Origin of the sequence: Sorangium sp. So ce281 (genome assembly GCF_051527395.1) — a bacterium.
In the GTDB taxonomy this organism is placed as follows: Bacteria; Myxococcota_A; Polyangia; order Polyangiales; family Polyangiaceae; genus Sorangium; species Sorangium cellulosum_B.
In genome coordinates this window covers 12,198,595-12,212,453 of record NZ_CP150322.1, presented here as the reverse complement: position 1 = coordinate 12,212,453, position 13,859 = coordinate 12,198,595, and the positions used below count along the sequence as shown (strand labels likewise).

Below are 13,859 nucleotides of genomic sequence, written 5' to 3'. Positions count from 1 at the left end.
GCTTGAGGCCGCCCTGCTCAACGTCGTACAATCGACCAGAATGAAGTTTTTCCAGGCCATCGCTCGGATGGGGCTGAAGTCGGGCGACGATCCGAAGGTGCGCCAGCACAAGAAGATCCTCACGCTCACCGCGGCGCTCAAGGCGTGCGCGTGCCCCATCTGGGTGATCGCCTATGGGGCAGCCGGGGACCACCGCTCGGCGGCGATCCCGCTCGGCTACATCGTGTGTACCGGCCTGAGCCTGGCCCACTTCGCCAGGACGAAGGAGTTTGCCGGGTTCCGCTTCCGCCAGGCGCTGCTCATCTTCGCCCTGCCGTTTCTCATGCACGCGAGCCGGGGAGGGTTCGTCGGATCGAGCGGCGTCGTCCTGTGGGCGCTCCTCGCGCCGCTGACGTTGCTGCTGTTCCACGGATCGCGGGCGTCCATCCCCTGGTTCATCGCGTACACGCTGCTCGTGATGGCCGCCGGCGTTGCCGACCCGCTCCTCTCCGGCGTCGCGCCGGAGGCGCCTCCGAGCCTCCTCGCCGGCTTCTTCGCGATGAACCTCCTCACGGTGTCGGCCATCGCGTACGCAGCGGTGCAGTATTTCGCGCGCCAGCTCGCGGAGGAGCAGGAGAAGCTCGCGGAGCTCGTCGTCTCCTCGGCGCAGGCGCTCGACGACATCGCGAGGTGGGCGTCCGCCGCGGCGGCGCAGATCGCGGAGGCGATCGGCGCCAGCGAGGTCGCGGTGTGGAAGGCCGAGGAGCAGGCGATGGTCAGCCTCACCGCGACCACCACCGAGGCGCCGCACGTCGACGCTCTGCGCCACGCCGCGCTCACCCAAGACTCCTCTCCGAGATCCGCGGATGTCGTGGTCCCCGTCCTCGGCATGTCGGGCGACGTCCACGGCGCGCTGGTCATCGTCGGCAGCGGCGTCGTGTGGAGCGATACGACCCGGCGGCTCGTCCGCTCGTTCGCGCACCACCTCGGCAGCGCGCTCGAGCTCTCGCGACTGCGCAAGGATCTCGCCAGCGCGGCGGAGCGGCGGGCAGCGACGCTCGAAGACATGGTGCGCCGCGGAATCGATATCCTGCAGATATGCCCGAGCTGCCAGCGCTGTTACGATCAGCGTGTGGAGCGATGCCTCAATGACGGCGCCGCGCTGAAGGGGCCGCGGCCGTTCCCCTATCGCGTGGCGGGGCGGTATCGCCTGACCCGGGCCGTCGCGGAGGGCGGCATGGGCAGGGTGTTCAAGGCCCACGACGAGCGGCTCGGGCGCGAGGTCGCGATCAAGACCATCAGGACAGAGCACTTCAACAACGAGGATGTGCGCGAGCGGTTCGCGAGAGAGGCGCGCCTCGTCGCGCGAATCCATCATTCGTCCGTCGTCGAGGTGTACGACTCGGGCGAGCTCGAGGACGGGACGCTCTTCATCGTGATGGAGTGGCTGGAGGGCTTCACCCTCGCTCACGCCATGAAGTCGCACGGGCCCGGGACGCCAGCCCAGGTGGCGGTGCTGCTGCGCGAGGGCGCCTCGGCGCTCGGCGCTGCGCACGCGGCGGGGCTCGTGCACCGCGACGTCAAGCCGGAGAACATCTTCCTGATCCCGTCGACGGGGCCGGGCGACTTTCACGTCAAGATCCTCGACTTCGGTATCGCCAAGGAGCTCTCCGCCGACGTGAGCGCGACCTCGACGGGCATCTTCCTGGGGACTCCGCTCTACATGGCCCCGGAACAGGCGCGCGGCAGGTCGGTGGACGCGCGCAGCGATCTCTACTCCTTCGCGGCCGTCGCTTACCAGGCGCTCACCGGACGGCGCATCGCCGCCGGAGAGGACCTCGCCACCATCCTGGCGAGCCTCTCGCGCGCCCCTCCGCCGCCCGTCTCGTCGCTGCTCCCGGGGACGCCGCCGGACGTCGACCGCGCCTTCGCGCGGGCGCTCGCGCTGTCGCCCGACGAGCGGCCTCGGGACGTCGAGGAGTGGGCGAGCTCGTTCGCCGGCCTGCTCGACAGCCTGCCCAAGCGGAGCCCGGGCTGGCGCATGTCAGGCGACGCGCCCGACATGGAGGAGCTCTCCAGCGCCGAGACGGTCCTGATCCACGAGCCCAGAGCGCGGATGCCGTCGGACATGTCCCGCGCGTCGTGATCGCGCCGCGCGCGCCTTCGCGAGGCGCCATCACGACGCGCACGTCGGGTCTTGCAAAAGGGGCGGCGGAAGGGCTATCCCCGAGGACGGGACCTCATGCTGTGCCCTCGTTGCCACCGGCGGTACGCGGATGATCACCGCTTCTGCCCGCACGACGGAGAGAAGCTGGTCGCGAGCCACGACATCCGGCGGATCCGGTCCCAGCCCACCGAGCACGTGGGCGCGATCATCGCCGAGCGGTACCGGGTGCGGGGCCTCATCGGCAGCGGCGCCATGGCGCAGGTGTTCCTGGCGGAGGACACGAAGAGCGGCGCGCCCGTCGCGCTGAAGCTCCTGGAGGCGAGGCTCCGCCGCGAGCCCAAGGTGAAGGCGCGGTTCCTCCTGGAGGCCAAGGCCGCGGCCACGGTCGTTCACCCGAACATCGTCGAGGTCCTCGATATCGGCCTCCACGATGGGTCGCCTTACCTCGTGCTGGAGTTCCTCTTCGGCGAGTCGCTGAGCTCGCTGCTCCTGCGCGAGAAGCGGCTGTCCCCGGAGGCCGGCGTGCCCTTCCTCCTGCAGGCCGCGGCCGGGCTCGGCGCGGCCCACCGCGCGGGGATCGTCCACCGCGACGTGAAGCCCGCCAACGTGTTCCTCGTGGGGGAGAAGGGCGACGCCTGGGCGGCCAAGGTCGTCGATTTCGGGTTCGCCAAGCTGTACGAGCACTCGGGGCTCACGCAGGCCGGGGTGACCGTCGGCACCCTGGAGTACATGGCGCCGGAGCAGACCGTCAGCGACCCTCCCGACGGGCGCACGGACGTCTACGGCTTCGGCATGCTCATGTACCGGATGTTCACCGGCCGGCTCCCCTTCAGCGTCGCGCGGAGCTCCTCCCCCGCCCTGGCGCCCGCCATGGACGAGGCCGTGGTGCTGGCCAACCAGCTCGTCACGCCGCCCCCGCCGCCCAACCTGGGTGAGAGCCCGGCGTCGCGGGCGCTCGAGGCGGTGATCATGAAGTGCCTGCGCAAGCGGCCGGAGAACCGATATCCCTCGATGGAGGCGCTCGGCGAGGATCTCGCCCGGCTCGGGCGGCCCGGTGCGCTGGCGGCGCGCGCGCCGATCGCCTCGCCCGACGTGTACGCGGCGCAGACGCCCTATGGAGAGCACGCGGCGCGGTTCCTCTACAAGCAGCTCGGCAGGGTGTACGGCGACGCGCCGTAGCCGCGGCATGCCCGGAGCGCGCTCCCTCGCGCGACGCCGCGCTCCCGCGCTGGCCGCTTCCGTCACCGCGCTCGGCTGGCTGCTCTGGCCGCTCGCCGCGGGCGCGTCGCCCGGCGAGCCGCGGCAGGCGGCGCCGGCGGCCGCCGCCACGGAGCTCGACATCCGCCCCACGCTGGCGTGGCTCCTCGTCCAGCTCGTGCCGAGCCCCGAGCTGTGGCTCGAACCGGGCGGGGCGCGCTTCGGGTTGCGGTGGCAGATGACGCCGCTGCTCTACTCGTTCGGGATCAACCGCAAGCTCTCGCCGTGGCGCGCCTTCATCGCGGAGCCGCTCACGCGCCACGCCGGCTCGATCGAGCTCTTCGGCTCGCCCGGGTACGTCGCCCGTCCGGGCGCGTTCGCCGATCGCTGGCTGATCCGGGGCGGCGTCCGCGCGTACTTCCCGCTCCTCGACGGCGGCGACTACCTGTCCTGCTCGCTCGGCGGGTCCGCGCTCTATGCTCGACAGCACGTGGCGGCCTCGTACGAGGCGGGGGTCTATACCCTGTTCGGCGCCCTGGGCGCGCAGGTGGCGACCACGCCGACGGCCGCCTTGCGATCGACCACGATCACGCTCAGCATCCGCTACTTCTGACGCCGCGCATGGCCACGCGCCCCTCCTCGTCGTCAGCTCGCCTCTCCGCCGCGGCGCTCCTCGCGCTCGCGGGCGTGTCCTGCAGCGTGCCCGCGCGCATCCTGGAGAGCAACGTGGCGAGGCTGTTCGCGAGCCCGCTGCCCGTGCTGGACAAGGTGCGCGCGCCGTACCGCCCCGAGGCGAGGCTCGCCGCGCTCTGGGTCGGGCACGCGACCGTGCTCGTGCAGATCGACGACCGATGGATCCTGACCGACCCCGTCTTCACGTCGACGGTGGGCCTCATGGTGAAGCGGCTCGTCGAGCCGGGGCTCGCCCCGGAGGATCTGCCGCCCATCGACGCCGTGCTGATCTCGCACATGCACCTCGACCACCTCTCGCTCGGCTCGCTGTCCCTGATCGAGCCGAAGGTCCGCGCGCTGCTCGCGCCTCGGGGCGGGCTCGTCTACGTGCCCAACCATAGCTTTGCGTCGTTCGAGGTCCCGACCTGGACGACATGGCGGCAGGGAGATCTGAAGATCACGGCCGTCCCGGTGCGGCACTCCGGCTATCGCTACGGGCTGGACCGGGACTGGATGACGGAGAGCTTCACGGGTTATGTCGTCGAGTACCATGGAATCACGGTCTACTTCGGCGGCGATACGGCCTACGACCGCGACGCCTTCGTGAAGACGCGCGCGCGATTCCCCTCGATCGATCTGGCCCTCTTGCCGATCGCGCCGGTGGGGCCGCGCGAGTTCATGGAGAGCAAGCACGTCGATCCGGCGGAGGCGGTGCAGGCCTTCCTCGACCTCGGGGCGCGGCGGATGATGGCTATCCATTTCGACACCTTCATCAACAGCACCGATACGTTCGGGGAGGCGCCCCGCGAGCTCCGGCGCGTCATGACGGCGCGCGGGCTGGGGCCGGATCGGGTGTACTTGCCCAGGCATGGCGAGCAGCGGGTGCTCATCGCGAGGGGCGAGCCCGGGGGCGCGGCGGCGGCGAGCGCGCCGGCGCCGCGCGGCGACTAGCCAGCTCAGTCGAGCTCGCGGAGCGCCGCCGCGTAGTCCTCGGGCGTGTTCAGGTTGCGCAGCGATCGGAGCGCCGGATCCGCGGCGCGGAGCCGCGGATCCGCGAACAGGAGCTCCGGCTCCGCGACAAGGGTGCGCGCCCGCTCGAACAGGGTGGAGAGCCGCAGCCTGCCCTCGGCGAGCAAGGCCGCCACCTCGCCGCGCACCGAGCACGCGTACACCGCGGCGAGCGGGTGATGGTGCCCCTCCGCCCGCGGCACCGCGATGGCGTGGCCGCCCGCCTGGAGATCCGCGAGGCGCCGCACGAAGGCGGGGTGCAGGAAGGGCGCGTCGGTCGAGGCGACGTAGGCCCGCTCGGCGAGCGGCGCGACCGCATCGAGCCCGGCCGCGATGCCCTGCAGCGGCCCGCGGCCCTCCACCGGATCGCGCGCGAACAGCACCCCCTCCGGCAACGGCGGCAGCTCCTGCCCCGGCGCCGCGACCACCACGATCGGCCAGGCCGCCTCGCCGAGGCGCCGCACCACCCGCTGGAGCAGCGCCTCGCCCCCGAACGGCAGCCATGCCTTGGGGCGCCCCATCCGGCGGCTCTGCCCGCCGCACAGCACGACGCCCGCGAGCCCGGCCACGCGGCCCGCCCCGTCGCCGTCCTCCGAGGGCGCCGTCATGAGCTGCACCGCCGTCCTGCATACCACCCTCGCCAGGAACATGCGCCCGCGGCGCGCGCCGAGCGCCGACCGCTGCCGCCGGTGCGCTCGTGCCACGGCCGGAGACAGCCCGCCGGCGTCGAGTGGACACCGGGAGCGCGCCGTCGTACCCCGCGGCCACCCGGTCGATCGCTCGCCTGGTGCACCCACGACGCCAGGCGCGGCGGAATCACGCGGGGCGAGACCAACATCGCGACGCTGCGCGCTTCAGCCGTGGTCGACCTCGGCCGCGGCGCATCGACGAGGAGCCACATCGACCATGAGCGAGGCCTGGATCCTGCCGCGAGGCGAGCAAAGCATCCTTTTTCGGCGCACCGCAGCGCCGAGCTACCGTGAGGGCGCCGCGGCCCTCGTCGAGGTCGGTCCCGTCCCCATGCCCGTGCGCGCCGTGCACCGGCTCGACATCGAGGCCGACAGGCTGGTGTATGCGCGCCACGGCGCGCTCACGGTGATCCGCGGGCTCTCGGGCGAGCGCGCGGCCAGCGTCGTCGACATCCAGGGCAATCCCGACATTCACGCGATCTTCGTCATCGACGACGTCGCCTTCACGGGCGGCGACGCGGGCAAAGGAATGCTCGGCTGGGTGGACCTCCGCGCGCCCCAGCAATGGCGCCCCATCGCGGTGCCGCGCGAGGCGTGCGCGGCTGGCAAGGGAATCGACGGGTTCGCCGTACACGGCTCGCGCCTCGTCGCCATCGACGACAGGGTACTCCCTCGCTTCATGCTGCTCGTCGACGTGACGAGCCCGCGCGAGCCGCGGCTCGTCGAGAGCCTGCCCCTGGTGGACCACGCCGCCGTCGAGCGGGTCGTCTCTGTCGCCTCGACCAGCGACACCGTCGCCTTGCTCTCCCATTCGACCTCACGCGTCGGTCCGTGGACGCACGTCGCCTTCCTCGATCTCCCTACGCTCCAGCAATGGGCGGTGCTCCACGTGAGGCGCCTGGAGGGCGGCCGGCGCTCGGCCGAGCGCTCGTACGATTTTCATGCCGTCGCGCTGCACGGCGATCTCCTCTTCGTCGCCGCGGGAGGAGACGGCATCGGCGTCCTCCGCGTCCCGCCTCGCCCGCGCGATCTCGCGCCTCGGACCCCCACGGAGCCGCCTCACCGGATTTCGTGGGACGCGAGCATTCCGATCGAGGAAATGCGCTTCGTGCCGGTCCCCAGAGGCCCGGTGATCGACGTCGTCCCCGTGGACGAAGCGCGCGCGCTCGCGGTCGTCGAGGTGCGCGCGGGCGGCATCTTCGGGCGCACGCGGCTCGACAGCGTGCTCGTCTCCGCAGGCGGTGGAGTGGAGGCGCCCCCGCCGGGGCGTGGGTGAGCAATCTCGGGCCGCTCGCCCATCGGTATCATCCATGCGCGAAGTCCCCATGCTTCCGCATGAACGGCGACTGAAACCCGAGGTCCTCGCGCGCCGCCGGCCCAGCTCCGACCAGGGATCCGGAAAGAGATTTCAACGCAAAGGCGCCAAGTCGCAAAAGATTCATGCATTTTTGCGCCTTTGCGACTTGGCGCCTTTGCGTTAAAATCTCTCTTCGCTCGGGAGACAGATCCCTGGCAGGATTTCTGACCCGCGGTGCTACCCGCTGGCGCGGCGCGTCCAGCAGCGCCGCGCACTGCCGGCGGCCGCGCCGCCCAGGTCAAGGCGAGGGCGCTCGCCCCTGCTCCTCCGCGCTCGAGAGCGCGACCTCGCCGAGCACGCCGTGGTTCGCCGCGCCGAACAGGTTGTCCGGATCGACGGCCTGCTTCACCTGCTGCATGAAGGCGCGCGCGCCGTCCGAGTAGATGTCCTTCACGAAATCCTGCCGGATCTTGCCGATCCCGTGGTGGTGGGACAGCGACCCTCCGGCGGCGAGGATCTCCTCTCGCGCGGCGTGCTCCATCTCGGCGTAATGGCGCACGGGGTCGTCGACGCCCTTGGCGTAGAAGCCGAGATAGAAATAGATGCAAACCCCCGTGGGGTAGACCTGGGTGATGCGGCCGGTGAAGAACGGCTTGCCAGGCAGGCGCCGCTGCTCGTGCTCGCGCAGGATGCGCTGGCGCACCCGGTCGTAGAGCTCGAGCGCGCGGCTCCACGGGACGCTCGTCTCGAAGCTCTCCGCGATCGCCCAGTGCTCGAACGTGAGATCGCGGATGTACGCGATGCCGAAGGTGAGCTGATAGCCGCGCTCGCCGTTCGCCGCGCCCGCCTTCATCCCGCCGTGCTGCGCCGCGATGCGGTAGAGCGTCTTCTCCTGGAAGTCGACCTCCTCCTTCGTCCCCTCGAACACGAGGGTGGCGACGGCGAGCTGGTGCGGATCGAAGCCCTTGATCCGGGTCACCACGAGCTTCTCCGCCTGGCTCTTCACCCGGGCGAGCAGCCCGGACTTCTTCGGCTTGAGCGCCTGACCGAAATGGAACTGCGTGTTGTCCATGACGCGCACGCTCGCGGGCAGCGCGCCGGCGCCCTGCAGGTCGTAGAGGAACGCGAGCCCGCGCGCGAGGTCGGGGAAGATGACGCTGCCGTAGCGCTGGACCTCGGGCAGGGGGAACAGCTTGACGACAGCGCTGGTGACGATTCCATAGTTGCCCTCGCTGCCGAACATGCAGTTCTTCGGGTTGGCGCCGACGCTCTCGCGCGGGGCCACGTGCGGCCGCTCGACCACGCCGCGCGCGGTCACGACCTGCATGTCGAGGACGAGATCCTCGATGTTGCCATAACGGTTCTTCTTCATCCCGCTCGCGTTCGTCGCGATCCACCCCCCGAGGGTCGAGAACTCGAGGCTGTCGGGCTCGTGCCCCATGGTGAGCCCGTGCTTCTCGAGCTCCGCGACGATGTGCCGCCCGGTCGCGCCCGCCTCGATGCAGGCCATGCGGTTCACGGGATCGAGCCAGAGGATCCTGTTCATGCGCCGCATGTCCACCGCGATCACGGTCCGCTCCTCGTGGATCGACAGGCGCAGGGCGTCCGTGACGTTGGTGCCGCCGCCGAACGGGACGAGGCACGCGCCGTGCTGCTTGGCGACCTCGGTGACGCGCACGACGTCGTCGTGCGACGCGGGGAACACGACGAGATCCGGGACGCGCTCGAGGCGCTCGTAGCGGATCGCCCAGATCTCGGCGCCGGTGTGGCCGTGGCCGCGCCTGAGGCGCACGAGCGGGTCCTGCGAGATCTGATCGTCCGCCAGGAAGCCGCGGAGCGCGGCGAGCAGCTCGCTCGCGACCCTGGCGTCGGGGATCCGGGGCGGGTAGTGCGGCTCGTTGCGGTTCTCGTAGGAGAGCGGCGCGGCGAGCGTGGCCGACATCCACGGGAGCAGCGACGGCAGCTCGACGTTGCTGATGCTGTACCGCGCGCCGGTCAGCACGACGCTGCCGCTCGGCTTGACGACGAACCGGGTGTCGGCGAAGCCCCAGCCGTCCTTGCGCTCCTCGTCGCGCGCCTCGTCGCGCGCCGCGGGGCCCGGCACGATGCGCGTGCTCGACGGCGTCGCGCCGCGCGAAGAGAGCAGCGTCGCGCCCGAGGGAGTCTCACGTCTTCGATTCACCATGGAGATAAGGCCTTCCAAGCAACCCGCGCACGAGCGCGCGTCCAGTCCCGAGTAGGTCGCGCTGGAGCGGGCCGGACGTCCATCGAGAGGACGCGGCCGCCGATCGACGCCGCGGCTCCTCTGGGCCCGCTCAACGCGCGGCGATGGTGGCACGAACGTCTGCGGGCGTACCACCGGATACTTGGGCGCGGCCGCGGGCCCGTGGATAATGCGCGCCGAGACGCCGCTCGCGATGCGCCCTGCCCCTTTCTTCCTCGCGATGTGCGCAGCCGCCGCGCAGATCGGCTGCGAGCGGCCCACCAACGTGGGCGCCGGGCTCGCGCCTCCGCCCGCCGTCGCGCCTGCCGCGCCGCGCGACGTCGCGGAGGCGACCCGGGAAGCCCGCGCCGCGCCGGCCGCGCCGCGCGACGTCGCGGAGGCGACCCGGGAAGCCCGCGCCGCGCCGGCCGCAACCGCCGCGCCGGCCGCAACCGCCGCGCCGGCCGCAACCGCCGCGCCGGCTGCCACCGCCGCGCCGGTCGACGCGATCACGCTCCTCGCCGGCGGCGACGTCTGCCTCGGCAAGGCGCTCGGCCAGGAGCTGCTCCGCGATCCGGCGTACGATCCGTTCGCCTCCGTCGCGGCGTTGTTCGCGTCCGCCGACGTGCGCTTCGTCAACCTCGAGAACCAGCTCAGCGACCAGGGCGGAGAGACCCAGCACCCGCGCCAGCCGCTCGTGTTCGTAGGCCCGCCGGCCGGCGCGGGCGTGCTAGCGCGCGCCCGCATCGGCGTGGTGTCGCTCGCGAACAACCACATGTGGGACTACGGCAAGGGCGCGTTCCTCGAGACGCTCGGCCACCTGGAGGGCGCGGGCGTCGCCTACGTGGGCGCCGGCCGGACGCGGCTCCAGGCATACGCGCCGGCCGTCATCGAGCACCGCGGCTTCCGCGTGGCGCTGCTGGCCGTGACCGGCATCTGGAACCAGGGCTCGCTCTGGCAGCACCCGGCGCGGGAGTTCGTTGCCGCCGCGGAGCGGGACGGGCTCGCCGCCGCGGTGCGCGCCGCGCGCAAGCAGCCTGGCGTCGACGCCGTCGTGGTGAGCTACCACGGCGGCACCGAGTACCTGGACACCCCGCTCCCGCAGGCGCGCGCGCTCGCCGGCGCCGCCATCGACGCGGGCGCCGACGCCTTCCTCGGCCACCACCCGCACGTGCTCCAGGGCATCGAGCTCCGCCGCGGCCGGCCCATCTTCTACAGCCTCGGCAACTTCCTCATGAAGGTGAAGAGGACCGGCCCCGCGGTCGAGCTCGCGATGCTCGCGCGCCTGCGCCTGCGGCGGGGCGCGCCGCCCCTCGCCGAGATCTGCCCGGTGCGCAGCGAGGGCCTCGGGACCGTCCCGCTCGCGGCCGACCCGCGGCGGGCCGAGACCGAGGCGGCGTTCGCCGCGCGGATGCGCCGCGTCTCGGCGTTCGTCAAGGGCGAGCCGGCGATCGGCCCCTTCGCCGCCGACGGCTGCGCGCCGCTCGAGCCCGCCGCGGAGGCGGCCCCCGCCTCGCCGCCGAGGGTCGCCAGCCCGATCCGCTGAACGCGGCCTGCTCATCGTGGGCAGACAGGCCGCCCGCGGTGTTGCTCCCGGCCCGCCAGCACCCACCCGAGATGGCACGCATCGCGCGTCACCCCGTCCGCCCAGCAATCTGTAGAGCGCCGCGGCGTCCAGCGCCCGTCGGCTCCTGCGCCCTGCTGGGCCGCATGGGGGTAGAATAGACCCCTCACTCCATGAGCTTCAGCACCACGTTGCCCGTCTTCTGCCCGGACGCGACGTAGGCATAGGCCTCCTGGACCGCATCGAGGGCAACGGTACGGTCGATGACGGGCCGAAAATGGCGCTCGGCGACGAGCCGGCCCAGCACCCCCAGGAACGCCTTCCGATCGACGGGTATCGGGAACACGACCCGCTGTCCGCCGAGCACGGGCGTGGCGAGCGCCAGGAATGGATTCTGCCAGCCAGGTCCGGGTTCCGAGGAAACGTACACGCCCCTGGGCGTCAACAAGCGCTTGCAGGCGCCGAACGTGCTCTTGCCGACCGCATCGAATACGTGGTCATAGACCTGGTCGTCCCGGGTAAAGTCCGATTGCTCGTAGTTGATGACCCTGCTGGCCCCGAGTGACCTCAACAGCTCCAGGTTCCTGGTGTTCCCCACCGCGGTCACGGTGGCGCCCAGGTGGACGCAGATCTGCAGAAGCGCGGATCCGATCGCCCCGGTAGCGCCGTTGATCAGCACGCGCCGATCCTTCTCGAGGCCCGCGCGCTGGGTGATGCTGTAAGCATACCAGGCGCCCTCGATGCAGGCTGCAGCCTCCTCGAAGCTCAGGCCGGCGGGCATGCGCGCGACCGAGTCCTCTGCGGAAACGACGAGGTACTCCGCATGAGACCCGACCCCCAGATCGTTCATTCCCCAGACCTCGTCGCCGACCGCAAAGCTGCGTACGCGCGAGCCGAGCGCTTCCACCCGTCCCGCGAAGTCGGTGCCGAGCGCCTTGTTCCTGGGCCTGCGAAGGCCAGTCATGAACCGCATGATGAACGGGGAGGCCGCGAGCAACGCACAGTCGGTGCGGCTCACCGTGGCTGCGTGGACCCGCACCAGGATCTCGTCATCGGTCGGCGTGGGCACTGCCACGTCTTCGAGCCGGATGACTTCCGCTGAACCGTAACGTTCCCGTCGGGCGGCTCTCATGGTCCAGTCATACGGGCGCTGCCTGAGCATGTCCATTCGGCTCGTACCTGTTGAGAATCAAGCTGGCTGATGCTTCCTCGCTCGGGCTGGCTGATGGCCATCGTGCGCGTGAGCGAGCCATCATCCTGCGTGAGCGAAAAGCGGCCCCCACCCATCATCTAACGGGAGCGTCGACACCTTGGCGCCGCGCGCCGCGCGCCGCGCGCCGCGCGCCGCGCGCCGACGCCGTCGAGGCCGCCCGCGCAGCGGGTCGGAGCGAAGCGGAGGGCCTCGATGGCGTCGAGCACGGCGCCATCGAGGCATTCGGCGGGCGTTCGCGCCGTACCCCCACGAAACGCTCAGGAGTGCCACATTCTCATTCGATCAGGGCGTCGCGTTCCAGACGCGACCAGCGGCAGTTCCATTGCTACCGGGGTTGAACACCTCGACGGCCAGGACCTGATAGGTGGGGTCGTCGCTCGCATCCAGGTTGTTCATGTTCGGGAGAGTCCAGCCGTTGTCGGCCCATGCCTTCACGTGATCGGCGAAGATGATCTTGTGGTCCTCTCCGAGGGCCTGCGCCCGAGCGGGCTTGCTCCAGTACTGGTAGAAAGTGGAGCGACCATTGATGGAGGGCTGCTGATTCCGCGTCGAGCGGTAAGTGGAATACTGGACCCCATCGCTCGTGAAGGTCTTGCCAGCGGTGGCACCCGCGCTGGGATCATAGCTCCATCGCTGCAGGATGTAATACTCCACCAGGTGCGCCGCGTTCGACGTGGGCATGCTCTTGTCGTACCCCCAGCCGTACAGAGCGATATAGCTGGCGCCGCTGTCGCTATTGAGGCGGTAGCCGATCACCCTCTTCTCATCTCCGTAATGCCACCCTGGACCACCGACATAGTTATAGCCGCCGCCCTGCCAGGTCACGCTGAACTCGCCGTTCGGGTCCACGGTCATCGATGTCGAGCCGCCATCTTTCCAGTGAGTGAAGAAGAAGTCACCGACGTGGCCCGTCGCGTGATTCGAATTGATCACAGTCTTCTCAGTGTATTGCTTAGTGTACGCTGAGTACTTGGAGAAATCGGGGAGGGGCGTGTCCACCGTACCCAGCTCTCCGTCATTGGAGAAAATAGCGAATCCCGCGATGGTGGGACTATCTACACCCTTGATCAGCTCAATCGTGACGCTGCCGTCATTTACCGCAATATCCGCGAAGGTCTCCGTGTGGCCCACGTCATGACCAACTTCGGCATAAATATCCAGATCACTAACAACGGCGTTACCTTCGATCGCAACGTCAAAGCTGCGCGAGCCAGCGCTGGTCTTATCAATCTCCGCAAAATGCAACTTCACGGTGTAGTTGCCATTGGCGGTGACCGGGATTTCATAACTGAATGAGCCCTGGCGCTCTGTTTGATAAAGCTGCCCACCAACGACAGCGTCTTGCGTGCTGTTGGTCGTACCACCGCTAGCGTATTTATCCGCCTGGTACTCCACGCCGTCAACCATTGCGCTCGAAGTACTACCGGAGTTGATGGCGACCACCAATGCGAGATCGCCACCAGACGAGCTGGAGCTGCTCGAAGATGAGCTGGAGCTGCTCGAAGATGAGCTGGAGCTGGAGCTGGAGGAGGAAGAGCTGGAGCTGGAGCTGCTCGAAGATGAGCTGGAGCTGGAGCTGGAGCTGGAGGAGGAAGAGCTGCTAGAAGACGATGAGCTGCTCGAGGGCCCTGTGGCACTGGTATCATCGCCGCAGCCTGCCAGCGCGACTGACGCGAACGCCAGCATGAACCAACGAGAGGACTGATTTTGCTTTAACTTTGTCATAGGTGTTTCCAATGTTTCCCGAAGATGCACACGAAGCGACTCGCCTGTCATGGACTCTCTGTCGCGCATTGAGACCAGGGGAACAACGACATTCGCAGTTGATCACATGGGATCACGTAGCGTCATTCGCAGAGTCCGAAGCCTC

At 70.0% G+C, this 13,859-nt stretch carries 11 protein-coding genes; 7 read left to right on the top strand and 4 right to left on the bottom strand.

Annotated features, from left to right (window positions below; all coding sequences use genetic code 11):
- Positions 1-40 precede the first annotated feature (40 nt).
- The 4 genes from WMF27_RS46855 (at position 41) to WMF27_RS46840 (ending at position 4,966) form a co-directional block, all read left to right on the top strand.
- On the top strand, positions 41-2,125 hold the full coding sequence (locus WMF27_RS46855) for a serine/threonine-protein kinase (RefSeq protein WP_437762370.1): 2,085 nt from the start codon (positions 41-43) through the stop codon (positions 2,123-2,125).
- A 96-nt stretch (positions 2,126-2,221) separates the two neighbouring features.
- Positions 2,222-3,325 (top strand): serine/threonine-protein kinase, encoded by a 1,104-nt coding sequence (locus tag WMF27_RS46850; RefSeq protein WP_437762371.1) that lies wholly within the window; start codon positions 2,222-2,224, stop codon positions 3,323-3,325.
- A gap of 7 nt (positions 3,326-3,332) precedes the next feature.
- Entirely contained in the window at positions 3,333-3,956 is a 624-nt protein-coding gene (locus WMF27_RS46845) for a hypothetical protein (RefSeq protein ID WP_437762372.1), read from the top strand.
- Positions 3,957-3,964: 8 nt separating this feature from the next.
- Positions 3,965-4,966, top strand: coding sequence for an MBL fold metallo-hydrolase (locus WMF27_RS46840; RefSeq protein WP_437762373.1), 1,002 nt, complete (start codon positions 3,965-3,967; stop codon positions 4,964-4,966).
- Positions 4,967-4,971: 5 nt separating this feature from the next.
- Here the strand turns inward: WMF27_RS46840 and mobA are convergent, their stop codons facing one another.
- On the bottom strand, positions 4,972-5,727 hold the full coding sequence (gene mobA, locus WMF27_RS46835; protein WP_437762374.1) for a molybdenum cofactor guanylyltransferase: 756 nt from the start codon (positions 5,725-5,727) through the stop codon (positions 4,972-4,974).
- 202 nt (positions 5,728-5,929) lie between these two features.
- Between mobA and WMF27_RS46830 the strand changes: the two genes are divergently transcribed.
- A complete protein-coding gene (locus WMF27_RS46830) occupies positions 5,930-6,988 on the top strand; it encodes a hypothetical protein (protein WP_437762375.1) in 1,059 nt (352 codons plus the stop codon).
- Positions 6,989-7,307: 319 nt separating this feature from the next.
- Here WMF27_RS46830 and WMF27_RS46825 read toward each other — a convergent pair whose 3' ends face one another.
- The gene (locus WMF27_RS46825; RefSeq protein ID WP_437762376.1) at positions 7,308-9,194 is read right to left on the bottom strand and encodes an FAD-binding oxidoreductase; all 1,887 of its coding nucleotides are present in this window, start codon (positions 9,192-9,194) and stop codon (positions 7,308-7,310) included.
- Between the two features lie 232 nt (positions 9,195-9,426).
- Between WMF27_RS46825 and WMF27_RS46820 the strand changes: the two genes are divergently transcribed.
- Positions 9,427-10,758 (top strand): CapA family protein, encoded by a 1,332-nt coding sequence (locus WMF27_RS46820; protein WP_437762377.1) that lies wholly within the window; start codon positions 9,427-9,429, stop codon positions 10,756-10,758.
- A 184-nt stretch (positions 10,759-10,942) separates the two neighbouring features.
- On the opposite strand, the gene WMF27_RS46815 is transcribed toward WMF27_RS46820, so the two are convergent.
- Both WMF27_RS46815 and WMF27_RS46810 read right to left on the bottom strand, forming a co-directional pair.
- Entirely contained in the window at positions 10,943-11,908 is a 966-nt protein-coding gene (locus tag WMF27_RS46815) for an NAD(P)-dependent alcohol dehydrogenase (protein WP_437769920.1), read from the bottom strand.
- Between the two features lie 363 nt (positions 11,909-12,271).
- Positions 12,272-13,396: a glycoside hydrolase family 11 protein gene (locus tag WMF27_RS46810; protein ID WP_437762378.1), complete on the bottom strand. Its 1,125-nt coding sequence runs from the start codon at positions 13,394-13,396 to the stop codon at positions 12,272-12,274.
- A gap of 25 nt (positions 13,397-13,421) precedes the next feature.
- On the opposite strand from WMF27_RS46810, the gene WMF27_RS46805 reads away from it, so the two are divergent.
- On the top strand, positions 13,422-13,694 hold the full coding sequence (locus tag WMF27_RS46805; protein WP_437762379.1) for a hypothetical protein: 273 nt from the start codon (positions 13,422-13,424) through the stop codon (positions 13,692-13,694).
- The last annotated feature ends 165 nt before the right edge of the window (positions 13,695-13,859 follow it).